The organism is Rubricoccus marinus (assembly GCF_002257665.1).
Taxonomy (GTDB): domain Bacteria; phylum Bacteroidota; class Rhodothermia; order Rhodothermales; family Rubricoccaceae; genus Rubricoccus; species Rubricoccus marinus.
Window position 1 is genome coordinate 2,793,809 of record NZ_MQWB01000001.1, and the last position, 21,591, is coordinate 2,815,399.

The 21,591-nt window shown below is 71.6% G+C and carries 18 protein-coding genes; 11 read left to right on the top strand and 7 right to left on the bottom strand.

Annotated elements, in window-relative coordinates; all coding sequences use genetic code 11:
- The first annotated feature begins 91 nt into the window (after window positions 1-91).
- From BSZ36_RS11745 to BSZ36_RS11760, 4 genes are read left to right on the top strand one after another with little or no spacing between them, the layout of a single operon-like run.
- The gene (locus BSZ36_RS11745; protein WP_094549163.1) at window positions 92-685 is read left to right on the top strand and encodes a hypothetical protein; all 594 of its coding nucleotides are present in this window, start codon (window positions 92-94) and stop codon (window positions 683-685) included.
- Between the two features lie 49 nt (window positions 686-734).
- The gene (locus BSZ36_RS11750) at window positions 735-1,070 is read left to right on the top strand and encodes a heavy metal-binding domain-containing protein (protein ID WP_094549165.1); all 336 of its coding nucleotides are present in this window, start codon (window positions 735-737) and stop codon (window positions 1,068-1,070) included.
- 30 nt (window positions 1,071-1,100) lie between these two features.
- Window positions 1,101-1,628 carry a hypothetical protein gene (locus BSZ36_RS11755; protein WP_143536879.1) on the top strand — a complete coding sequence of 176 codons (528 nt, stop codon included), beginning with the start codon at window positions 1,101-1,103 and terminating at the stop codon, window positions 1,626-1,628.
- Between the two features lie 55 nt (window positions 1,629-1,683).
- Window positions 1,684-1,917 (top strand): hypothetical protein, encoded by a 234-nt coding sequence (locus tag BSZ36_RS11760; protein ID WP_094549169.1) that lies wholly within the window; start codon window positions 1,684-1,686, stop codon window positions 1,915-1,917.
- A 29-nt stretch (window positions 1,918-1,946) separates the two neighbouring features.
- On the opposite strand, the gene BSZ36_RS11765 is transcribed toward BSZ36_RS11760, so the two are convergent.
- The 4 genes from BSZ36_RS11765 to BSZ36_RS11780 form a co-directional block, all read right to left on the bottom strand.
- Complete coding sequence (locus BSZ36_RS11765; RefSeq protein ID WP_094549172.1) at window positions 1,947-3,038, bottom strand: AI-2E family transporter; 1,092 nt, start codon at window positions 3,036-3,038, stop codon at window positions 1,947-1,949.
- Window positions 3,039-3,145: 107 nt separating this feature from the next.
- Window positions 3,146-3,721 carry a hypoxanthine phosphoribosyltransferase gene (gene hpt / locus BSZ36_RS11770; RefSeq protein WP_094549174.1) on the bottom strand — a complete coding sequence of 192 codons (576 nt, stop codon included), beginning with the start codon at window positions 3,719-3,721 and terminating at the stop codon, window positions 3,146-3,148.
- Window positions 3,722-3,815: 94 nt separating this feature from the next.
- Window positions 3,816-5,231: a tRNA lysidine(34) synthetase TilS gene (gene tilS, locus BSZ36_RS11775; protein WP_094549176.1), complete on the bottom strand. Its 1,416-nt coding sequence runs from the start codon at window positions 5,229-5,231 to the stop codon at window positions 3,816-3,818.
- 30 nt (window positions 5,232-5,261) lie between these two features.
- On the bottom strand, window positions 5,262-6,029 hold the full coding sequence (locus BSZ36_RS11780; protein ID WP_094549178.1) for a TrmH family RNA methyltransferase: 768 nt from the start codon (window positions 6,027-6,029) through the stop codon (window positions 5,262-5,264).
- 169 nt (window positions 6,030-6,198) lie between these two features.
- Here BSZ36_RS11780 and BSZ36_RS11785 point away from each other — a divergent pair, with 169 nt between their 5' ends.
- From BSZ36_RS11785 to BSZ36_RS11815, 7 genes are all read left to right on the top strand, one after another.
- Complete coding sequence (locus tag BSZ36_RS11785) at window positions 6,199-7,014, top strand: hypothetical protein (protein WP_094549180.1); 816 nt, start codon at window positions 6,199-6,201, stop codon at window positions 7,012-7,014.
- The gene (locus BSZ36_RS11790) at window positions 7,011-7,916 is read left to right on the top strand and encodes a hypothetical protein (RefSeq protein WP_094549182.1); all 906 of its coding nucleotides are present in this window, start codon (window positions 7,011-7,013) and stop codon (window positions 7,914-7,916) included. The genes BSZ36_RS11785 and BSZ36_RS11790 overlap by 4 nt, the downstream gene beginning before the upstream one ends.
- Window positions 7,917-8,077: 161 nt before the next feature.
- A complete protein-coding gene (locus BSZ36_RS11795) occupies window positions 8,078-10,873 on the top strand; it encodes a S8 family serine peptidase (RefSeq protein ID WP_094549184.1) in 2,796 nt (931 codons plus the stop codon).
- Window positions 10,874-11,102: 229 nt separating this feature from the next.
- Window positions 11,103-11,360 carry a hypothetical protein gene (locus BSZ36_RS11800; protein WP_094549186.1) on the top strand — a complete coding sequence of 86 codons (258 nt, stop codon included), beginning with the start codon at window positions 11,103-11,105 and terminating at the stop codon, window positions 11,358-11,360.
- Window positions 11,361-11,485: 125 nt separating this feature from the next.
- Window positions 11,486-13,546, top strand: a complete 2,061-nt coding sequence (mutL, locus tag BSZ36_RS11805; protein ID WP_094549188.1) for a DNA mismatch repair endonuclease MutL — start codon at window positions 11,486-11,488, stop codon at window positions 13,544-13,546.
- Between the two features lie 123 nt (window positions 13,547-13,669).
- Window positions 13,670-15,178: a 2,3-bisphosphoglycerate-independent phosphoglycerate mutase gene (gene gpmI, locus BSZ36_RS11810; protein ID WP_094549190.1), complete on the top strand. Its 1,509-nt coding sequence runs from the start codon at window positions 13,670-13,672 to the stop codon at window positions 15,176-15,178.
- 99 nt (window positions 15,179-15,277) lie between these two features.
- Window positions 15,278-15,754, top strand: coding sequence for a DUF2231 domain-containing protein (locus tag BSZ36_RS11815; RefSeq protein WP_094549192.1), 477 nt, complete (start codon window positions 15,278-15,280; stop codon window positions 15,752-15,754).
- Between the two features lie 34 nt (window positions 15,755-15,788).
- Here the strand turns inward: BSZ36_RS11815 and BSZ36_RS11820 are convergent, their stop codons facing one another.
- From BSZ36_RS11820 to BSZ36_RS11830, 3 genes are all read right to left on the bottom strand, one after another.
- On the bottom strand, window positions 15,789-16,151 hold the full coding sequence (locus BSZ36_RS11820) for a hypothetical protein (protein ID WP_094549194.1): 363 nt from the start codon (window positions 16,149-16,151) through the stop codon (window positions 15,789-15,791).
- Window positions 16,148-17,071, bottom strand: a complete 924-nt coding sequence (locus BSZ36_RS11825; protein WP_094549196.1) for a M90 family metallopeptidase — start codon at window positions 17,069-17,071, stop codon at window positions 16,148-16,150. Before BSZ36_RS11825 ends, BSZ36_RS11820 begins: the two co-directional genes overlap by 4 nt.
- A gap of 92 nt (window positions 17,072-17,163) precedes the next feature.
- Entirely contained in the window at window positions 17,164-21,537 is a 4,374-nt protein-coding gene (locus tag BSZ36_RS11830) for a DUF7933 domain-containing protein (RefSeq protein WP_143536880.1), read from the bottom strand.
- Window positions 21,538-21,591: the final 54 nt, after the last annotated feature.

The following is a 21,591-nucleotide window of genomic DNA, read 5'->3' on the forward strand; positions in this document are numbered from 1 at the left end:
CGGAACCTAGCCCGGCGGCCGAGCCTCTGGCGTTGAAATCCCGGCCCGCGCGCGCCACCAGAGGCGCTGGCGCGCCCGCTAGCTTGCGCACATGCCTGCACCGCCTCCGCCCTGGGATGACGCCACTGCCGCGTTCGACGGCGAGCTCCGCGCGTGGGACGCCTACGCCCCTCGGATCCGGCTGTGGACCGACGCGCTGGACATCCGCCTCGACGCGGGCCACGCGCCCTCCGAGGAGCACCGCCGCGTGATCGGCGACATCGCGCCCCAGGCCATGCGGGAGCAGGCCGAGTGGGTGGCCTCTGGCGCCGAGCGCACGGCGCGCCTTCTGCGCGAGCACCTGGCCGCTGGCGAGATCGCGGCGGCGCTCCTGCTCGCGCTTCGCCCCGAGCCTTCCGCCAGAGGCTTCGACTACCGCGCGCCCGGCTTCTGGCGCGGACCGCTGAAGCCCGGCGACCTCCCGCCGACGTGGAGCGTTTCGGACCGCGCACGCTGCGACCGGCTCCGCCGAGCGCTTCTGCCCGAGGCGCCGCCCGCGTGGTTTCTGCGCACGCTCCAGCCGTGGGCAAGGCCCCTCTCCCGCCTGCTGTGGACGGACGCCTACAGCCTCGATACCATCCCAGGGCTCTACGCCGCGCACCTCGAGAACACGGGCAACCCGTGGGCTAGTCCCAACGCGGCGTGACGCCAGAGGCGGGTCCGGCGGCTATCTCCCCACACGCCTGCTCTGGCCCATGCCCCGTTTCTACGCCCCCGTGTTTCTCGCCGCGCTCGTCTTCGCCGGGTGCAGCGGCCCTTCCGTCGAGGTGACGCCTCTGGCGCCGGAGACCTCGGAGCTCGGCGGAGCGATCCCCGTTACGACGGGAGACATCGACGCGCCACACGAGGAGATCGCGATCCTGACCGTCGGCTCGTTCGACACCACGCGGGAGCTGATCGCCGCTCTCCGCAACGCCGCGCGAGAGGCCGGGGCCGACGCCGTCGTCCGCGTCAGCTTCGAGGCGTACGGCGGCGGGGAATCCGGCAACCTCCGCCGCGTGGCAACGGGGACCGCCGTGCGGTACCGGTAGGAAGCCCGTCCGCTGCGCGTGGTTTGCGCTGTGAAGAGCATCTTATTCGGGACGCCACCCCCGCTGCTCATGTCGCTACGTCTCGCCCTTTTCCTCGCGCTGCCTCTGGCGGCCTGCGCCAGTGGCCCCACGCGGCTATCACCTGAGCACTCGGCGCCAGAGGCCCCGCTCACGGGCACCTACACGCACGACCACGAGGTCGGCATCTTCGACGGTGAGACGTTCGTGCCGACGCCGGTCACTGACGAGCTCGTGCTCATCGAGCGCGGCAAGCGCTTGTTCGTCGCGGCCAACCTTGTCCGGGCAAACGCGCACCTGTGCGGGGTCGGGGGCATGTTTGAGCGCGAGAACGGCCGGTGGGTCCGGCGCGAGGCGCTGGACCTCTACCGCGGCGAGGACACGTGCACGCTCGCGCTCACGGTCACCGCCGACACGTTGGCGCTGAGCGACTCGGCCAACGTCTGCCGGCAGCATTACTGCGGCGCCCGCGCCGCCCTGGACGGCGCGCGGTTCGCCAGAGGCACGCGTACGCCAGACACGACGCTCTCCGAGTGGTAGCGCAACCCACAGGGGGGACGGCCCCGTAGAGCGCGCTCCCCCTCCTTTCCGCAGCATGTCCCCGCGCTCCCAGTCCGTCTCCGACGCCATCACCTACGCCGCCAAAGTCTGGATCGCAGGCCTGGCCGCCACCATCCTCGTGCCTCTGGCGCTCGTCGCTGCCGCACTCGACGTTCTGGGCGTCGGCGAGCGCCTGGTGCCGCGCGTGCTCCGCGCGAGCGCCCGCCTGGAAGCGGCCGTGGACGTGCACGGCGACTGGACGCACATCGAGGTCCGCGAGCGCGTCTAGCCTCTGGCGCCAGAGGCGGGCCGGCGTCGTTAGTCGTCGCCAGAGGCCTCGCCGTACGCGTCTGCCTCTGGCGGCGCCTCGTGCGTCTCCGGGTCCGCGCCTTCGCCCTCGACAAAGGGGCCGATGTACAGCTCTTGCATCAGCACGAGCGCCACGCCCGCCACGGGCACGGCGAGCAAGATGCCGAGAAAGCCCGCGAGCGAGCCCAGCACGATCTGCGCCGCGATGATGGCCGCTGGCGGGACCGAGACCATGCGGCCCTGGACTTTGGGCGTGATAAAGCTTCCTTCCACCTGCTGCGCCACCACCGCAAGGCCGAGCGTCCACAGCCCGGTCGTCGTGCCCGAGGCGAAGCCGACGGCGACGGCGGGGGCCCAGCCGACAAGGGGGCCGAACGTGGGGATCGCCGTCATGGCGCCGGCGAAAACGGCCAGCGCCAGCGCGCCCGGCACGCCGATCACGCTCAGGCCGATGGCGCCGATGATCGTCAGCAGCGTGACGGCGATGCCGACGCCGCGCGTCCAACCGAGCAGCGTGCGCCCCATGCGGTGCAGAATCCGCCGCACGAACGCTTGGTGCTCGCGGTCCACGAGCCGCACGAACCCCTCGGTGTAGGTCGAAGGCGACGCCGCGGTATACACCGCGACGACCAGGATCACGATCACGCCGGTCACGATGCCCGCGAGGCTCGAAAAGATGCCCAGCGCGCGGCCGGTCAGGCCCTCAAACGCTTTGGGGATGGAGAGCGCGCTATCGGGCAACCCGAGCCGCCGCTCGGTAGCGCTCAGCACGTCGGGCGCAGCGTCCAAAAGCCCGCGCGCCTGTGTCAGCAGGTTGGGCGCCCCCAGGATCACCGCGAGGCCGAACGCGCCGAGCATCAGCGTGACCAGCACACCCAGCCAGAGGCCTCTGGCGCCGCCAACGCGCTCCGCGAGCCACTCGCTGGCGTAGTAGAACAGCGCGCCGAGCGAGACGCCTGTAAAGACGAGCAGGACCGCCTGCCGCGTCGCCCACAGCACCAGCAGGCCCACCACCACGGCGGTTATGAGCGCGACGACGTACCTCGCGCGGCGCCGGAAGGCGAGGGTCGTTTTCAGGGGCGCGGCGGACGTCAGGGACATGATGGGAGTCGGAGAGGGGCACGCCTAGTATCCCCTGCCCTCCCGTCTGATCCCTCGCCTCCATGCGCGAACAGAGCCGCGCGGGCGCCAGAGGCCTCTGGCGAGGGCTACTCGCCCTCTTCTTCGTCCAGGATGTAGACCGCCGGCAGGTTGCGCGCGATCTGACCGTAATCCAGGCCGTAGCCGATCACGAACAGGTTGTCGATGTCGAAGCCGAGGTAGTCCACCGGCGCGTCCACCTTGAGCGCGTCCGGCTTGCGGAGCAGCGCTGCGGAGCGGAGCGAGGCCGGGTTCTTCTCGCTGATCTGGTCCAGCACGTAGCGCATGGAGAGGCCCGTGTCCACGATGTCCTCCACGACGATCACGTGGCGGCCTTCGAGATCAGCGTCGATGCCTTTGCGCTCCGTCACGGTTCCGCTGGAGACCTTGGCCTCGCCATAGCTGGAGAGCTTGTAGAAGTCCACCTCGCAATCCACCGTGACGGCCCGCATGAGGTCGGCGGTGAAGATGTAGGCGCCGTTGAGCACGCCGATAAAGATCGGTGGCGTGTCCGTCTCGGCGTAGTCCTCGTCGATCTGGGCGCCCAGCTCCGCGATGCGGTTCGAGATGGCCTCTTCGTCGAGGTAGAGCCGAAAGCGCTCGTCACGGCAGGTGACGGTTTCGGGGGCGGCGGCGACGGGCATGGCGGGGGCCGGAGGGAGTCGGCGAAGCTACGCGGGCCAAGTGTGAGCGTTCAAGCAAACCGCCGCTGGCGAAGGAGGAATCCGCCCTCGGCGCTCACGCCGTCGGCGCGTGCTCGTTCGGGGCCCACGTCATCTCCACGGCCTCCTCGGTCTCGGGCGTAAGCCGCGCCTCGTGCGCCAGCCGCAGCCCTACGACCCAGAGAACCGTCTCGCCAGAGGTGAGCACGAGCCTCTGGCGCCGCTCCGACGACGGCACGCGGGCGTCGGTGAGTACGTCGGAGACGAGCTTGGTGCCGCGCATGCCGAGCGGGCGGATCCGGTCGCCCTCGCACCAGAGGCGCAGTGTGAGAGGGGTGGAGGGATACGCGATACGGGATGCGGGGGCCTCTGGCGCGAACGCGCGCGCATCCACCACCTCGCGGTTGGGGTCGGGATCGTACGCATCCGCCACCTCCGCCAGAGGCGTGAGCGCGAGCGTGCCGTACGGCGTCTCGACGGCCTCGCCGACGCGGACGGAAGCGCCGAGCCACGCCGACTGGGCGCGCGTGACCGTCAAGCTCTCGCGGTCCCGCCACACCTCCGTTCCCGGCGCGACCCCGGCGCGCGTGCCCGCCTGGGCGTCCAAGAGCTTCTCGATGGCCTCCAGCATCGCGCGGCCGATGGAGGCCTGGGGCGCGTAGGCGCGCATCATCTCGGCGAGAAGCGCGAGGCGGTCGGGGCCGTCCAGCGCGCGGAGCGCCGCCAGCGGCACGCGGCCACCGTCCGGGCGGCTCTCGCCCACACGCGCGAGGCGGTCGGCGGCGTCGCCAGAGGCGCGGCGGGCGGCCTGCGCCGAGGCAGCGATGCGGAGCACGGTCTTGGGGCCGCCCTCCTCCTCCAGCAATGGCAGCACGTGGTGGCGGATGCGGTTGCGTCGGTAGGCATCGGTCGCGTTGCTGGCGTCCTCCCGCCACGCCCATCCTCTGGCGCGCGCCTCGGCCTCCACCTCGCGCCGCGCGAATCCGAGCAGCGGGCGGACCAGCCGAATCCCGCGCGACCACTTCTGAGCCGCGCCCGCCTCTGGCGCCGTCGCCAGAGGCCCCTCGTCGGCCATGCCCGCGAGGCCAGAGAGGCCCGCGCCTCGGATGAGGTTCATCAGAACAGTCTCCGCCTGGTCGTCGGCGGTGTGGCCCACGGCGACAGTCTGGGCGCCCGAGCCTTCGGCCACCTCGCGGAAAAACCGGTACCGCGCGCCTCTGGCGAGGGCCTGCCGGTTGCCCGGTCCCAGCGTCACCTCGCGGACGTGGACCGGCACGCCGAGTTCGGCGCCGAGCGCACGCACGAACGCGGCGTCTTCGCCAGAGGCCTCGCGCAGGCCGTAATCGACGTGCGCCGCGACGGTCGGCACGCCGGCTTCGTGCAGCGAGCGCCAGAGAACCGTGGAGTCCACGCCGCCGGAGACGCCGACGACGACGGGGCCGTCGCTGGCGCGAAGGCGATCTAGTTCTGACTGAAAGCGGGCGCGGAACACGCCGCAAGATCGGGCCTCTGGCGGCAGAGGCTAGCGCGCCGCCTGCCGCAGCAGCGGCGCCGCCAGAGGCACCCCGCGCGCTACGTAGTGCGCGGTGAGGAGCTGCCGCTCCTCTGGCGTGAGGTCGCCGTGGGCGCCCAGCCGCGCGATGCGGTCCTGCCGCGCGTGGTAGAGCGCCAGCGCCGCGGCGACGGACACGTTGTAGCTCTGCACGAACCCGTCGAGCGGGAGCAGCACGGCCTCGTCTGCGAGGTCCAGCATGGCGCCAGAGGCCCCGTCCTTCTCCGCGCCGAAGACGATCGCGGTGGGCACGCTGAAGTCCAGGTCTCCGATGGGCACCGCGTCCTCACGCAGGGCGGTAACCGCGATGCGGTAGCCTCTGGCGCGGGCGCTCTCGGCAAAGGCCGCGGCCGTTGCGTGCGTTTCGACGTGGAGCCACTTGTGCGCGCCCTGGCTCTGACGCCGCCGGATGGGGCGCTCGCTGGCGAGCGAGGCGTCGTCGGCGCCGTCCTCGTACTGCTCCACGAGCGCGCCGGCGTCGCCCTGCAGGTCCACGAGCGCGGCGGCGCCGTAGCCCAGCCCCTCGGCGCTGCGGAACACGGCGTTGACGTTGCCCGGATCGTGCACGCGCTCCAGAACGGGCAGGACCGAGAACGTCCGAGCCGCGATCACCCGCTCGATGGTCGCCATGCGGGCCTCGGTGACGTACGGCGCGAGCGTCTCCAGCACGGCCTCTGGCGCGTAGGCGGCGCCGTCCACGGTGACGGTAGCGGGGAGCGGAAAGCGGGAGACAGACACGGGCGCGACGGGATCGAGACGGGCGACGCTTGCAAGATCCGACGCAGAACACGGAGCGCCCGTGGATCCGCACGAGCGCCTCTGGCGCCAGAGGCGGCGTCCCCTCCGTATCCCCTCTCCCTCCACCGCGGCCCCGCGTAGCTTTCGCGCCCGCTTCCGCCTTGCTCCTGTGCGCGCACTCGTCCTCTTTTCTGTCCTCGCCCTCGCGGCCTGCACCTCCGGCACCTCTGGCGACCCGCTCCCCGAGGGCGAGGCCAGCCCGGAAACCGTCGCCAGCCGTCTCGGCGAGGCCTACGCCAGCGGCCTGGGCTCCCTGGAGTCCTTCGAGGTTTTCGCTATGGGCACCTCCGTCCGCTACGAGGCGACCGAGGACTCCGCCAGAGGCCGCGTCTTTTCGCTCGTGCGCAACCCCACGGCGCCCGCCCCTACCGACCCGGAGGCCGCGAACCTCTTCGTTTTCTACCCACCCGTCGGCGGCTACCTCGCGGAGACGCTCGGCGACGCCCGCCTGACCGGCCCGGTAGAGCGCGAGGGCGTGCGCTCCTACGTGCTGGAAACCACGGACCCGACCGACGTGGGCTTCCCCGTCGCCGAGGGCACCCGCGAGCACCTCGCCCGCGCCTACCTCGACGTCGAGACGCTGGAGGTCCGTGAGCTTTTCCACCGCTTCAAGGCCGACACGCTCGACATCCCCTTTGTCCAACGCGTGATCTACGACGATTACCGCGAGGTGGCCCCGGGCATCCGCGTGCCGTTCCGCGTGCGCCAGCGGCAAGAGGGGCTCCTGCAGCTCATCCCCCAGAAGGTCCGCATTTTCCGCGGCGGCCAGATGGGCGTCAAGGAGCGCCAGATCAGCCTCCTCCCTCCCACCGCCCGCCGCGAGGCAATGGTCGAGTTGGAGCGCGAGCGGCAGCTTCTCAACGAAGGCGTGAAAGAGCTCGAGTTCACCGTCGACTCCCTTCGCGTGTCGCCTCTAGCGCGGTGAGGGCGGCCGCGTTCGGGCTCTTCCTGGCCGCGCTGAGCGCGGTCGGCGCTGGCGCGCAGCCGCTGCCGGCGGCCCCGGCCTCTGGCGCCACGTCCGTACAGGGCGGCTCTGTGGACCGCTTCGCGGACGCGCTCCTGTTCGCCGCCGCCGACCGGGAGGCCGACCGCCTCCGGCGCATCCAAACACTGACCGTAGAACTAGACGGCGGCGTGGTCTTCTGGCGCGTCACCCCGCCAGAGGCCTCGGCACCCGAGGAGTGGCCCCTGGCGGACTGCCGAGTTGTGGGACCGGAGTTGTTCGTGGACCGCGACACGTTTTGCTCGTCCATGCTGGGCTTTCTCTCCGCCGGTAGCGGGGGCGGCGGCGAAGAAGGGGGCGGCATCGGCCCGTACGAGATCACGTACCACGCGCGCACCTGGGGCGGACGCGAGGCACACGGCCTCACCATCGCGGGCGTGCGCGGGCGGCCTCTGGCGCCGGGCATGGACACCTACGAGATGTGGATCGACGCCGAGACGCTCACGCTGGTGCTCATGCGCACGACCGGCAGCGAAACGCCCGACGAGGCGCCGGTGACGTTCTCCTTCGAGCGCAGCGACCTCCGCCAGGTCAAAGGCCTCACCGTCCCGCACCACTACCGCGCCACGCTCTACGGCGCCGCGCCGTCCATCCGCGAGGGCTTTACCGAAGAGGAGCAAAGCGCGCTCGCCCTCGTCCGCGACGCGCTCGACGCCCCAGACCCCGACCTCGCCATCGACGCGTTGCCGGAGGACGTGCGCGAGGCCGTCGGGTTTTACGAGGCCATCCTGACCAACGGGTCACTGGAGTGGGAGTACGTGGTGCGCAGCGTGCGCGTCAACCAGCCGCTCCCGTCGGGGGTCTTCGGAGGGTTCGGGCGGTAGGCCTCTGGCGGGCGCTGCCGCAAGATCTGCGCACAGGTGTGCGGTGGAATGCCTTGGTCGTTCCGGCCTGCGGGCGTTATGATCCCAGCAGAGCGAGGGCGCCCGCAGCGGTCCCGCCGGCCTCGCCAGAGGCCGGGCTCCGCCCCCCGACCCGCCCGACTATGCCCCGCTTGTCCTCTTCCCCCTTGCGCCCGGTGGCGCTGTGGTGCGCGCTTTTCTGCCTCTGCGGCCTCGCCTCCGCCGCGGACGCTCAGACGCCCGATCCGGCGGTCGCCCGCGCTTCGCCGGAGGTCGCGGCGGCGCTCGGGGCCTCTGGCGAGGCGCGCGTCATGGTGATGCTGGACTCGCCGGGATACAAGCAGGCCGACCCGTCCGACCTCGCGGCGGTCAAGCGCGAGGTTGCCGTGCTGCAACGCGCCGTGCTGGGCGCGCTCGGCGCCAGCGGCTACACCGCGCACCACCAGTACGAGACCGTCCCCGCGCTCGCCCTGACGCTTACCTCGCCAGAGGCCCTCGCGGCCCTCGCGGCGCACCCGTCCGTGTTGCGGATCGACCTCGACGTAGGCGGCTCGGGCGGCCTCGCCGAAAGCGTCGCGCGGATCCGCGCCAACGAGCGCCACGCCGAGGGCAACGCCGGGAGTGGCGTCACCGTCGCCGTTCTCGACAGCGGCATCGACACCGACCACCCCGACTTCGCCGGGCGCGTCGTCGACGAGGCGTGCTTTCTTGGCTACGGCGCCTCTGACGGCTCGGGGCAGTGCCCGGACGGCCGCTCCCGGCAACGGGGCGCCGGCTCGGGCGAGGACGACAACGGGCACGGCACGCACGTGGCGGGCATCGTGGCCTCTGGCGGGGCCGTCTCCGCCCCCGGCGTGGCCCCCGGCGCGGATCTCGTGATCGTGAAAGTGCTCAACGGCGACAACGGCTTCCGCTTTTTCTCCGAGATCGTGGCCGGGCTGGACTACGTCAGCGCGAACCCGCAGCTCGGCGTCCGGCTGATCAACATGAGCCTGCTCACCGACGCGCAGTTCGCCGGCGAGTGCGACAACGCCACCTCGTACACGATGGCGGGCGCGTCGGTCGTCAACCGGCTCCGCGAGCGCGGCGTGCTCGCCTTCGCGAGCGCGGGCAACAACGGCTCCGGGACCACGATGGGCGCCCCGGCTTGCATCCGCAACGTGATTTCGGTCGGCGCGACGGACGACCAGGACAACGTGACCGGCTTCTCGCAGAGCAATGCCACCACGGACGTGTTCGCCCCCGGCGATGCCATCGTCTCCTCCTACCTCAACGGGGGCACGACCGCGATCTCGGGCACGAGCATGGCGAGCCCGCACGCCGCCGGGTGCGCCGCGCTCCTCCTCGAATCCGGCGACGCCGTGACGCCCGACGACATCGAGGCCTTTCTCGAGAGCTCGCGCGTCCGCGTGACCGACGGCACGAACGGCCTCTCGTTTCCGCGGCTGGACTGCGCGCCCGCCGGACTCGTCGCCTCGCTGAGCGGCGCGGCCGGCTACCGTTCCCTCGCGCTCCCCACCGGGAGCACCTACGACGAGCTTCTCGGCCGCTTCTGGACCCAGGGCTTCCCCGGCTCGGACGCGCCAGAGGCCGCGTGCTCGGCCTACACCTTTGGCGAGGCCTCGGGCGCCGTCGCCAGCGGCTATGCCTGCCTGCCCGGCCAGAACGCCGCCTTCACCAGAGGCCGCGGCGTGGTGGCGTACATCTACGCCGATGACGACCAGAACGCCTCTGGCGTCCAGGGCGGCTTCCCCAAGCTGCTCTCCGTGTCCGAGCCCGGCGCGGGTGCCCCGTTTTCTGCGTTCCCGCTGAGCTACGGCGGCCAAGCCGGCGCGCCGGCGCACGAGCGCGGCTGGAATCTGCTCGGCAACCCGCTCGGCGAGGCCGTGGACTGGAACCGGACCGTCCGCACCGGCCTCAGCCCGACGGTTTACGTGCTGGACCCCAACTACCACGGCGGCGACTGGCGGACGTGGACGGCGGGCGTCGGCGGCGACCTACCTGGTGGCATCCTGCCGCCCTTCCAGGGCTTTTTTGCGAGGGCCGTCGCGCCCGCTCCTGCGCTGGAGGTGCCTCTGGCGGCGGTGGTGACCGGCCCGAGGGTGTACGGCGCCACGGCCTCTGGCGAGCCGCTGCCGCTTCGCTTCGAGGTCCGGCGGGGCAGCGAGGCGCTCACCTCGGCGTTTGTGGCCGTCGCGCCAGAGGCCGCGCTGGGACTGGACGCCGCCGACGCGCCGCGGCTGAGGCCGCTGGCGTGGCCCCAGGTCGTGCTCTCCACGCGCGCCCCTGGAGGGGCGCTCCCGCTCTCGCTCAACGCGCTCCCGCCAGAGGCGCAGGGCGAGATCGAGCTCCCGCTGGAGGTGGCTGCCAAGGGCTTCGCGCGCGTCGACCTCGCGCTCACGCTCGCGTGGAGCGGTGCGCTGCCCGAAGGCTGGGGCGCGGTCCTCGTCGACCGGCAGGCCAGCACGACGACGCCACTCGGCTCTCCCGGCACCTACGCGTTCACGCTTCCGCCCGTAGAGCTCGCCCTCAAGCGCGCCGAGGCGGCCCTCGGCCTCGACGGCGGCTTGCAGCGCGAGGAAACGCCCGCCACCGAGCCCGCCACGACCACGGGCGCCCGCTTCGTGCTCCGCGTCACGCCGGCGCCGTCCACCGGGACGCCGCAGCCTGCGGGCGCCTCTGGCGCAGAGATCGGGCTCACGCGGCCCAACCCTGCCTCGCAGCGCTCCGCCGTACGGATCTCGCTGGCGTACCCGGAACGCGTGCGCGTGAGCGTTTTCGACGCGCTCGGCCGCGAGGTGGTCGTCGCGCACGACGGCGAGCTGGCGCCAGAGGCCACCGTCGCGCTGGACCTCGCGCCGCTGGCGGCGGGCGTCTACGCCGTGCGGATCGTGGGCGAGACGTTCCAGGCTGTGCGTTCGCTGACGGTCGTGCGCTAGGCGCCGGGCCTCTGGCGAGCCGAGACGGGCGCCCCTGCGGGGCTCGAGCGTACACCCCAGGAGCGGGCGGCCTCTGGCGGAACCGCCCGTTGGCGCTCTAGAGGCGCGGGAGCAACGCCGACGCCCGCCGGCGGTCCCCACCAGAGGCGAACCCCCGGGCGCTTCACCGCGTCTGACACAACAGGGACACGCCCTCTCCGGTTACCTTCCCGTCCAGCCTCCCGACGCCATGCTGACCATCGGCCGCCGCCAGGCGAAACCCCGCGGCTATCACTACGAGCCCCGGTTCCACGACCCCGAAGCGGACAAGCGCCGCCGCCGCTCGGTCCGCATCCAGCGGACCAACGCGAGCACGTTCCGCAAAACGAAGCAGCCGCAGTTTATCGCCATCGGCCTCGGGCTCGTTCTCGCGCTGTACCTCTACATCAACGCCGACGCCGTCTTCGGCCGGGCTGTAGCAGGGGTCTCGGCGCTGTTCGGCGGCTAAGTAGCCACGTCAGCAGCGGCCTCTGGCGCCGCGTCAAGCCGTCAGGGCTGAGCTTTTTGCCGGCCTCGCCAGAGGCCCCGGCCCTCCGCCACCCCCACTGGCCACTCCCCACTGGCCCGCCTTCCGTGACCAACCCCTCCCCCGTTCCCGAAGCCTCTGGCGCCTACGATGGCGAGACGGATGAGACGGCGAGCGACGGCCTGATCCGCGCGCTGCCGGATACGCTCGCGAGCAAGATCGCAGCGGGTGAGGTCGTGCAGCGGCCCGCGAACGCGGTCAAGGAGCTGGTGGAAAACGCGCTCGACGCCGGGGCGGGCAGCATCGAACTCACGGTCCAGCGGGCGGGCTCCGAGCTTATCCAGGTGGCCGACGACGGCTGCGGGATGGGCCCCGAGGACGCCAGAGGCTGCTTTGGTCGCCACGCGACGAGCAAGCTCCGCGCTTTCGAGGACCTGGAAACGCTGCGCACGCTGGGCTTCCGCGGCGAGGCGCTGGCCTCCATCGCGGCCGTCTCACGCGTGGAGCTCAAAACGCGGCGCGCCCAGGACGAGGCGGGCACGTGCATCCGCGTCCACGGCGGCGACATCGTGGAGAGCACGCCCTGCGCCGCCCCGACCGGGACGACGATCTCGGTCCGCGACCTGTTCTACAACGTCCCCGCCCGCCGCGCCTTTCTGCGCACGCCCGCGACGGAGTTCAAGCACATCGTCGAGACGTTCCAGGCGCTCGCGCTCTCGCACCCCACCGTCGCCTTCTGCCTGGTCCACGACGGGACAGAGGTGTACCGCCTGCCCGCGGCTGGGGGCGCGGAGCCGCTGGCGCAGCGTGTGGCGGACCTCTTCGGGAGCCGCTATGAGGGCACGCTCGTGCCCGTCGCCGAGGCGACGAGCTACCTCTCTATCCGCGGCGTCGTGGGCGCGCCCGAGGTGGCGCGGCGCTCGCGCGGCGATCAGTACGTGTTCGCCAACGGGCGCTACGTCAAAAGCCGGAGCCTGGAGCACGCCGCCGCCCGCGCCTTTGGCGCCCTCCTGCCCGACGGCCGCTACCCGTTCCTCGCGCTTTTCCTGGACGTGGACCCGCGGCACCTGGACGTCAACGTCCACCCGACCAAGACCGAGGTGAAGTTCGACGACGAGCGCGGCGTGTACAGCTTCGTCGGCGCCGTCGTCAAAAAGGGCCTCTCCGAGGCCGGGCTCGCGCTCGACCTCGCGCAGACCGCCCCCCAGGCGCACTACGACGAGCCTCTGGCGGACGCCCCTTCGGGCGGCGACGGCAGCGCGCTGCCGCCCATGCCTGCCTTCGCGCCCGAGACCGGCGCTGTACCGGCATCGCTCCCGCCTCTCCCCACGCCAGAGGCCGGCTCCGAGATCGCCTCTGGCGATTGGGGCGCCTCGTTTACGGCGCTCCCGCGCGAGCCCGGTGGCCCGGTGCCATCCGGTGTCTCCATTCCCTCTGGGGCCTCGCTGCCGTCCAACGCCACGCTCCCCGGCGAGGCGCGGCCCGCCCCTTCGCCGCGGCCGTTCCGTCAGGCCACAGGCCCACTCGGCCCCATCCCCTCGCGCGCCGACGGCTCGCTGATGGAAGGCCTGGACTCGGCGACGTTCGAGGAGGTCGTAGAGTCGCCCGAGCGGACAGTATGGCCGTTCCGCGGCCGCTACCTCCTCACGCCGGTCGCCAGCGGCCTGCTCGTCGTGGACCAGCGGGCGGCACACGAGCGCGTGCTTTACGAGGCCGCCATCGCGGCGCTCGAAGGCGGCATGGGCGCCACGCAGCAGCTCCTGTTTCCCTACACGCTGGACCTCCCGCCCGACGACCGCGCGCTCTTGGACGAACTGCTCCCGGACCTGCAGGCGCTCGGCTTCGACGTTGCTCTGGGCTCCAAAGGCACCGTCGAGGTCCGCGGCGTCCCCGCCGATGTCTCGGTCGGCGACGAGCGCGCGGCGCTGCCCGACCTGCTGGACCGCTACCGCAAAAGCGCGGGCGTGCTCCAGCTCTCCTCCCGCGAGACGCTCGCCCGCAGCCTCGCCCGCCGCTCCGCCTACCGCGAGGGCGACATCCTGGAGCCTCTGGCGGCGCGCGTGCTCATCGAAAAGCTGTTCACCTGCGGCGACCCGTTTACGGACCCCGCCGGGCGGCCCACGATGATCCGCATCGCGGAGAGCGAGATCGAGCGCCGCTTCGGCTGAACCTCTGGGCCAGCGGGGAGCGGCCGGTGGGGCCTCGCCTCTGGCGCCAGGGTGTAGCCGTCCCAAACCGAGTCGCCAGAGGCCTCTGGCGGGCGCGATCTTCCCGTCTCCCCCGCGCCACACATGTCCCAGAAGCACCTCCTCCTCATCCTCGACGGCTACGGCATCGCCGAGGACCCCAGCGTCTCCGCCATCGACGCCGCCGACACGCCGTTCCTGGACCGCCTCTTCGCCGAGCACCCGCACGCGACGCTCCAAGCCTCTGGCCGCGCCGTTGGCTTGCCGACGGGCCTCATGGGCAACTCCGAGGTGGGCCACACCAACTTGGGTGCGGGGCGGATCGTGGACCAGGAGATCACACGGATCGACAAGAGCATTGAGGACGGGAGCTTTTTCGAGAACCCCGTGCTGACTGGCGCGGCACGCGCGGCCAAAGCCTCTGGCGGGCGGCTTCACCTCTTCGGGCTCGTGAGCGACGGCGGCGTGCACTCCAGCTTGGAGCACTTGCTGGCGCTGATCGAGCTGGCGCGGCGCGAGGGGCTCAGCGGCGACGACCTCGTGCTGCACGCGTTTACCGACGGACGCGACACCGCCCCAGAGGGCGGAACGGGCTACCTCCAAACCGTTCAGGACGCGATGCAGGCCGCGGGCGTCGGCGTCATCGGGACCGTGGTGGGGCGCTACTGGGCGATGGACCGCGACGAAAGGTGGGAGCGGACGGAAAAGGCCTACCGCGCGATCGTAGACGGCGTCGGCGCGGCCTCTGGCGATCCCATCGCGGCGCTCGCGGCGCAGTACGCGGACGGCGTGACCGACGAGTTCGCCGAGCCCGTTGTCACCCTGGGCGCGCCGCGCGTGGCCGCGGGCGACGCCGTGCTGTTTTTCAACTTCCGCGCCGACCGCGCCCGGCAGCTCACGCGCGCCTTTATCGAGACGCCCTTCGGAGGTTTCGAGCGGACGCCGCCAGAGGTCCACTACGCCACGTTCGCGCCGTACCACAAGAGCTTCGACGTGCCGGTCGCGTTCCCGAAAGCGGACCTCACGGACACTCTCGGCGACGTGATCGCGCGCGCCGGGAAAACGCAGCTCCGCGCCGCCGAGACCGAGAAGTACCCGCACGTCACGTTCTTCTTCAATGGGGGCCGCGAGGTGCAGTTCGAAGGCGAAACGCGGATCATGGAGCCCAGCCCGAAGGTGGCGACCTACGACCTCCAGCCGGAGATGAGCGCGCCGGCGCTGGCCTCTCGCGTGGCCGAGTCCATCCGAACCGATGCGCCGGACCTGGTCGTGCTCAACTTCGCGAACCCGGACATGGTGGGCCACACCGGCGTGTTCGAGGCGGCGGTCCGGGCCGTCGAGGCGGCCTCTCGCGGCGCCGAGGTCGTGATCACGGCGGCGCTGGAGCGCGGCTACTCCGTCGAGGTCATCGCCGACCACGGCAACGCGGACAAGATGCGCAACCCCGACGGCACGCCCCACACGGCGCACACGACGGTGCCCGTCCCGCACCTCGTGATCGCCCCGGGCGTTGCATCCGTGCGCGATGGCGTGCTGGGAGACATCGCGCCGACGATCCTCAAGATCATGGGGCTCCGTGCGCCAGAGGCCATGACGGGCACGCCGCTCGTTTAGAAGCCCCGTGCGGACCGGTCCCCCTCCCCATTCGCGCGCGGCGGGACCTTCCGCCTCGCGCGCGCCTTTCAACGCGGAACCAGAACCCGGAACGCCACGATGGACCTCCTGACGCAGTACGAGATTCCTTACCTCCACCCGCTGGCGGTCCACTTCCCGCTTGTGCTCCTGCTGCTGGCGGGCGCGGCGGGCGCCGTCTACGCCGCCAGAGGCACGGTCGTGTGGCGCAACGCGGTGATGATCTTTCTCGTCCTCGGCTCCGCGGGCGCCTACTGGGCGCAGGAAACCGGAGAGACGCTGGAGGACGACGTGCGCGGCGAGCCGATGGTAGAGGCCATCATCGAGACGCACGAGGCGTCTGCGGAGTGGACGCTGTGGGCAGCTCTCGGCGCCCTCGCGCTGTTCGCCGGCGCGAGCGTGTGGCTGCGAAAACTGCCCAAGCCAACCGACGTGGGCGAAAAAGACCCGATGGCGCTTCGCCTCGCACTAGCTGTAGTGGCCGCGGTCCCCGCCGTGCTGGTGGCCTACACCGCGCACCTCGGCGGGCTCATGGTCTGGGGCCGGCCGGTCGGGTAGGCGCCCCGTGTACGCCGGCCTCTGGCGCCAGAGGCTACCGGTCCCCCAGCAGGTGCCAGACCAGCAGCGCCGCCACGCCCGCGAAGCCGACCCACCAGACCGCGCCCTCCAGCAACGGTCCCATCATGGAGGGCGAGATGGCTCCGGCGCGGCTCACGGACTCGACGCCTCTGGCGACGAACGCGAGCGAGCACAGCGCCATGCACACCGCCGAGAGCAGCAGCCGGCGGCGCCAGAGGCCCCGGTCGGCGCCCTCGCGCCTGCGGACCCACACGGCCACCGCCACGATTGCGAGCGCGCCCACGACGGGAGCGACCTGGCCCAGTGGGCCGACGAGGCGCGGGACGAGTTCTGCAGCCTCGCCGGAGGCGGGGGTCTGAGCGAGGAAACCGATCATGTGGAGTCCCATCGGCGAGACATGAGGCTCTCGCCAGAGGGTTGAGACGGCGCCTCGTCGGGCGGGGTCACGTTGTAGACGGCGCGGAGCGCCTCGAACAACTCCGGGTGGTGCTGGCGGAGACGCGCGGGGCGCTCGAAGAAGACCTCGGTCGAGACCGCGAACAGCTCGGCGGGGTTGGTGGCGGCGTAGGCGCGAAGGACGCCGTCGCCTCTGGCGGCGCGGCGCATCTCGCGATGCACGAGGTCCTGCCACGCGTCGGCCGAGCGGGCGTCGAGGAAAGACGGCGCGCCGTCGGCACCATCGGGGCCGAAGTCGAACACGTGCGCCAGTTCGTGGAGGACCACGTTGTAGCCGTTCTGACGCGCCCACCCCGAGCGGACGGCGGGCGCGGAGAAGAGGACGGGGCCCTGCGCGTGCGCCATGCCGTCGAACGAGCCCGCGTCCTCCGTCCCGAACTCGTCGTCGAACGTGCCGGGGTAGAGCAGCATGGAGCGCCCGGTGGGCACGTCCCACTCGGGCCGGCCCCAGAGGAGCACGCCAGCGCCAGAGGCCACCATGAGCCGAAGCTCGTCAGTCATCTCCACGCCGTCCACGCCCTCGATGCTCCACCCGTCCAGCGCGACGAGCACGCGCGCCTCGAACAGCGCGCGCTCCTCGTCCGAGCCTCTGGCGTAGAGCGGCACGTGCGCCTCGGCCCACGCGCGCCACGCCTCAGGAAAGTCTCCGCTGGCGGCCCGAGCGCGGCGCATCGGCCCGCGGAGCCCCAGCAGCATGCCGAGCACGAACACACCCGCGCCGACGAGCACGCCCGCCATAGCCCCGGCACTCCGCGCCACGAGCGCGCCCGCGAGGGCGGCGCCCATCGCGCTCCAGAGCGCGGGGAGGAGCCAGTCGGAAGGTTTGGTGGCGCTCGGCATCGGGGCGGTACGCTACAAACGGCGTCCGCGGTTTCGACAGCCGGCAAAGCCGGGCCTCTGGCGAGGGCGTCCCACGCCAGAGGCCCGCAGTTCTACCGAACGACGGTAAACCGCTGCACGCTCACCGCGTCGCCCGCGACCAGCCGGGCGACGTAGACCCCGGGCGCGAGCCCGTTCAGGTCCAGACGCGCCTCGTGGCGGCCGGCGGCGTGCGGGCCTCTGGCGAGCACGGCGACATCGCGGCCGAGGGCGTCGTAGACGGCGAGGGAGACGTCCGCCGCCAGAGGCACGGCGTAGCCGAGCGTCACGGCGCCTCGCGCGGGGTTGGGCGACGGCGCTAGGAGCGCGAGCGTCGTCGGCGTCGGCTCAGGGGCACCGGAGGTCGCGAAGCCCGGCGTGAGGCGGAGCGCGAAGCGCGAGCCGGTGCTGACGGCGTCGCCAGCGGCGGACTCTCCGCCGAACACCTGCGTGTCAGGCGTGGGGCCGAGAAGGCCGAGGCCCGCCGGGCGAAGACCGCTCGCGCCCTCGGGCACGATCACCTCGAAGGCGTACTCGCCGCCGTCGTTCAGCGCGAGGCTCGTCTGCCTCTGGCGGTCGAGAAGGGTGGCCGTCCAGCCCTCGGGCAGCGCGCCCGTCCAGCCGAGCCGGAGCGAGAGTGGGCCCGCGCCGTGGCCCTCGGCCGCGATCTCCAGCGGGATCTCGATCTCACCGTCCGTCTGGGGCAGCGCGTTCAGCGCCAGAGGCACATCAGACCCGACGCCGCGCGTGCTCAGCACCGTCCGCGGCCACGCCACCGGCGCGAGGCGGATGGCATCGAGCACGTCCTCACCGAGAGAGGCCTCTGGCGAGACCGCGACAAACGTCGCCGAAACGGCCGAGCCGTCTAGCGAGAGCTCGAAGCGGAGCGGCGCGGGCTCGTCGGCCGCTTTCTCGGCGCCAGAGGCGCCCTTGCCGTACACGTCTGGACTCGGCTCCACGACCGAGGCCACCGGCGCCGTCAGCGTTGGGGAGCCGGCGACGGCCTTAGCGAAGAAACCCTGGAACGCCGGGACGACCCCACCGGGCAAGTCCCCCCCGATGTCCGCCGTCCACGTCCGGTAGTCCCCCCCGAAGTAGTTCGGGTCGAGGACGTAGATCGTCGGCGTGAGCCCGCCGCCGCGGACGGTCTCGTCCCAGTCCATGCCGGCCGTGAGAGGGTTCCCCAGCAGGTTCCACCCCTCCTGGTAGCTCGGCACGCCGGGGTTGTTCGTGTAGCTCAGAACGGACCCCGGGTAGGTAAACGGCGCCCCGGCGTTGGGGAGATCACGGCTGGGAACGGTGATCGACTTGGGGAAGCCGCCCTGGATGCCAGTGACATCGAGGTTGTCGTCCTCGTACACGAACACGTAGACGCCCGTGCCGCGGGGCCACGTCGCGTCCTGATCGGTGAGGCACATGTAGCCGCCCTCGAAGCTCGCCGCGGTCTCGTCATAGGTGTACGCGGAGCAACCGCCAGAGGGCCGGTCGGAGCCGTCGAAGCCCTGGGTCCACAGCGGCGCGAGGAGTTGGTCGTAGGCGCTTCCGGTGGGGAGCGCGAGCGCGCGGTACGCCTGCTGTCCGGTCAGGAGCAGGTTCGGGCGCGTCACCGTCAGCGTCGCGCTGGCCGTGCCGCTCGTGCCGGCAGAGGAGGACAGCGCCCCGCTCGTGTTGTCGTAGACGCCCTCCGCGGCGGACGTGACATCCACGCGTACCGTACAGCTTGCCGCAGCCGGAACGCTCGCGCCGCTGAGCGAGACCGTCCCCGCGCCGGCCACGGCCGTGAGCGTCCCGCCGGTGCAGGTCGTGCTCGCCGCTGGCGTGGCCGCGACGACCAGCCCCGCGGGGAAGTTGTCGGTAAAGGCGAGGGCCGTGGCCGCGGCGCCAGAGGCCGCGTTGTCGATCGTGAACGTGAGCGTGCTGCTCTCGTCGATCTCGATCGCCTCTGGCGAGAACGCCTTGGAGAACGCGGGTACGATCGCGGCCGGGTCGGTGACGACCAGCCGCGCGATGGCGGGCTGAGCAACGGCCCCGCCGCTGCCGTTGAGCGTGCTCGTGACGTTGGTGTACGTGTTCGGAGCGGCTCCAGCGGGGACGGCGAGCGTCACGTCGAAGGTGCAGCTCGCGCCCGGATTGAGCGTGCCGCCGGTAAAGATGAGGAAGGTGGTGCCAGTGATGCTGGACCCGCTTCCGCAGACGTCGTTGAGCGTCCCGCTCGTCGAGGCCAGGCCGCTCAGCATGGAGCCGAGGTTGTCCGTAAAGAAGAGGTTCGCCTGAGCCGCGGAGGCGCTGGCGTTCTCAATCGTGAACGCCAGCGTGACCGTACCGCCCGGCAGGACGGGGCCGTCGAACGCCTTCGAGAAGAGGACCGGCGAGACGAAGAGGTCGCCAGAGGCCGACGCCCCCGTAACGGCGGAGCCGCCGACCTGCGCGGTGACGGGGCCAGTGGTGTTGGTGTAGGTGCCGGTCGCAGCCCCGGCGGGCACGCTCACGTCCACGCGGAACGTGCACTCCTCCCCTGCGGTGAGGGCGCCGCCAGAGTACGCGAGGGTGCTGCCTCCGTCGGCGGAGGAGAGCGTACCGCCGCATGCGGAAACGGGGAGGCCTGTGGCCACGAGGCCCGGCAGCGCAGCGCCGAGGTCATCGGTAAAGGCGATCGCGGTGGCACCGGCTGGGGCTTCTTCGCCGTAGCGGAGTGTGAACTGGAGCGGCGTCGAGGTCCCGGGCCGTGCTGGGCTGTCGGGGAAGCTTTTGGTGAGGACCGGCGTCTCGATGACCGCTAGGTCGTCGGCCGCTGGCGCGCCGCTCACGCTCGCGCCGCCCACCGTTCCCGTGATGCGGCTCGATACGACGGCGTAGCTCCCCCCCGGCAAGGTGTCCGGGAGTTCGATCCCCACATCGAACGTGCACGAGCCGCTGGCGGGAAGATTCGCCCCCGTCACGGCGAGTTGCAACGGACCAGAAGAGGGCGCCTGCTGGGGGAAGATCGTGGAGCCGGGCCCGCAGAAACCGTTCGGGGGAAGCGTGAGGCGCCCGGCATCGGATATCGCCAGGAATGGGAGCGGGTCGGTAAAGGCGAGGTCCGTCGCGCCAGAGGTGGCGCTAGTGTTGGTGATGCCGAACCGCAGCGTGACCGACGCGCCAGGCGAGGCGGGGTCGTTGATGAACGACTGCGTCAGGAGCGGGACCGACGAGACGATGAGGTCGTCCGACGCTTCGAGCCCGACGACGGGGCGAGACCCGGCGTCGCCCGTCACGGCGCTCGTGGAGATGGTGTACGTGCCCGGAGCGGCGCCGGCCGGAATTTGGAGCGTAGCGCCGAACGTGCAGGTCCCTTCCGGAGCCAGGACGCCGCCCGTGAGCGTGAGCACGCCAGAGGCCTGGGTGAGTTGGGAGCCCGCGCCGCACACGTCGCTCTGCGGGAGGTCTACGGCCGCGAGGCCGGGCAACGCTGCGTCGAGGTCTTCCGTGAACGAGAGGTTCGTCACAGACTCGGTCCGGTTCAGGTTGCGCAGCGTGAACTGGAGCCCCACAGTGCCGCCGGGAGGCGTCGGGTCGTCCGTAAAGGACGCCGTAAGCGCCAGCGCGCCGGTGACAACAGTGAGGCGTGCGCCGGCCCTGCCGGAGGAGAGCGACTGAAACGTGGAGGCCGACGTAGTGGTGAGGTCGCTCGTGACGTTGTCCAGGCTGCCGACCGATCCGCCGATCACGTCCACGCTGATCGTACACGTCGCGCCAGAGGCCAGGGCCTGGTTCGTGAAGTCAGCGTACGCGATGCGGCTCGCCCCTGGCGTTGCGTCCAACGGCGCGAGGCCCGAGGGGCACGTGGAGACCGCGTTTGAGGGGTCAGCGATCGTCATGCCCGATGGCAGGTCATCGCTGAAGTTCATGTTGAACACCTGCCCAGCGTTCGCGCTGTTGTCGATCGTGAACGTCAGGCGGCTGCGGCCCTGAAAGGGAACGGTTGCAGGCGAGAAGCTCTTGCTGAAGCCCGGCCGGTCCGTCGAGACGGTGAGGTCGTCGGACGCGGTCCCGCTGTTGCCCTCGCTTGACGTGAGGTCGCCGGAGATGTTGGTGTATGTGCTGGGCACCGAGGCCGTCACGTTGACCGTCACGGTGCACACGCTCCCTCCTGCCACCACGCCGCCCGAAAACGTGATGGTGCCCCCTCCTTCAGGCGCGGACAGTGAGGCCAGCGCCCGTCCATCGGCACACGTCGTCGAGGCGGCCGCTGGCGTGGCGACCGAGACGCCGGCAGGTAGCACGTCCGTGAACGCGAGGTCCGTGACCGGGGTCGACGCGCTCACGCCAGAGGCGTCGACGGTAAAGGTGAGCGTGCTGACGCTCCCCGGGCCAATCACGTCGGGGCTGAAGGCTTTGGAGAACGCCGGCTGCGCCTGCACGGCGGGGGCCAGCGCGACCATCGCGACAAAGAGGACGAGGGATCGCATGAGACGCAGAGGGGTGAATCGGTCGCCGTCGGCGGAGCAGAAAGAGAACACAGA

Coding starts and splice junctions, on each gene's coding strand:
- gpmI (WP_094549190.1), top strand. CDS start 13,670: ATGTCCCAGAAGCACCTCCTCCTCATCCTCGACGGCTACGGCATCGCC.
- BSZ36_RS11760 (WP_094549169.1), top strand. CDS start 1,684: ATGTCCCCGCGCTCCCAGTCCGTCTCCGACGCCATCACCTACGCCGCC.
- BSZ36_RS11820 (WP_094549194.1), bottom strand. CDS start 16,151: ATGATCGGTTTCCTCGCTCAGACCCCCGCCTCCGGCGAGGCTGCAGAA.
- BSZ36_RS11830 (WP_143536880.1), bottom strand. CDS start 21,537: ATGCGATCCCTCGTCCTCTTTGTCGCGATGGTCGCGCTGGCCCCCGCC.
- BSZ36_RS11825 (WP_094549196.1), bottom strand. CDS start 17,071: ATGCCGAGCGCCACCAAACCTTCCGACTGGCTCCTCCCCGCGCTCTGG.
- BSZ36_RS11815 (WP_094549192.1), top strand. CDS start 15,278: ATGGACCTCCTGACGCAGTACGAGATTCCTTACCTCCACCCGCTGGCG.
- BSZ36_RS11745 (WP_094549163.1), top strand. CDS start 92: ATGCCTGCACCGCCTCCGCCCTGGGATGACGCCACTGCCGCGTTCGAC.
- BSZ36_RS11795 (WP_094549184.1), top strand. CDS start 8,078: ATGCCCCGCTTGTCCTCTTCCCCCTTGCGCCCGGTGGCGCTGTGGTGC.
- BSZ36_RS11800 (WP_094549186.1), top strand. CDS start 11,103: ATGCTGACCATCGGCCGCCGCCAGGCGAAACCCCGCGGCTATCACTAC.
- BSZ36_RS11765 (WP_094549172.1), bottom strand. CDS start 3,038: ATGTCCCTGACGTCCGCCGCGCCCCTGAAAACGACCCTCGCCTTCCGG.
- BSZ36_RS11750 (WP_094549165.1), top strand. CDS start 735: ATGCCCCGTTTCTACGCCCCCGTGTTTCTCGCCGCGCTCGTCTTCGCC.
- hpt (WP_094549174.1), bottom strand. CDS start 3,721: ATGCCCGTCGCCGCCGCCCCCGAAACCGTCACCTGCCGTGACGAGCGC.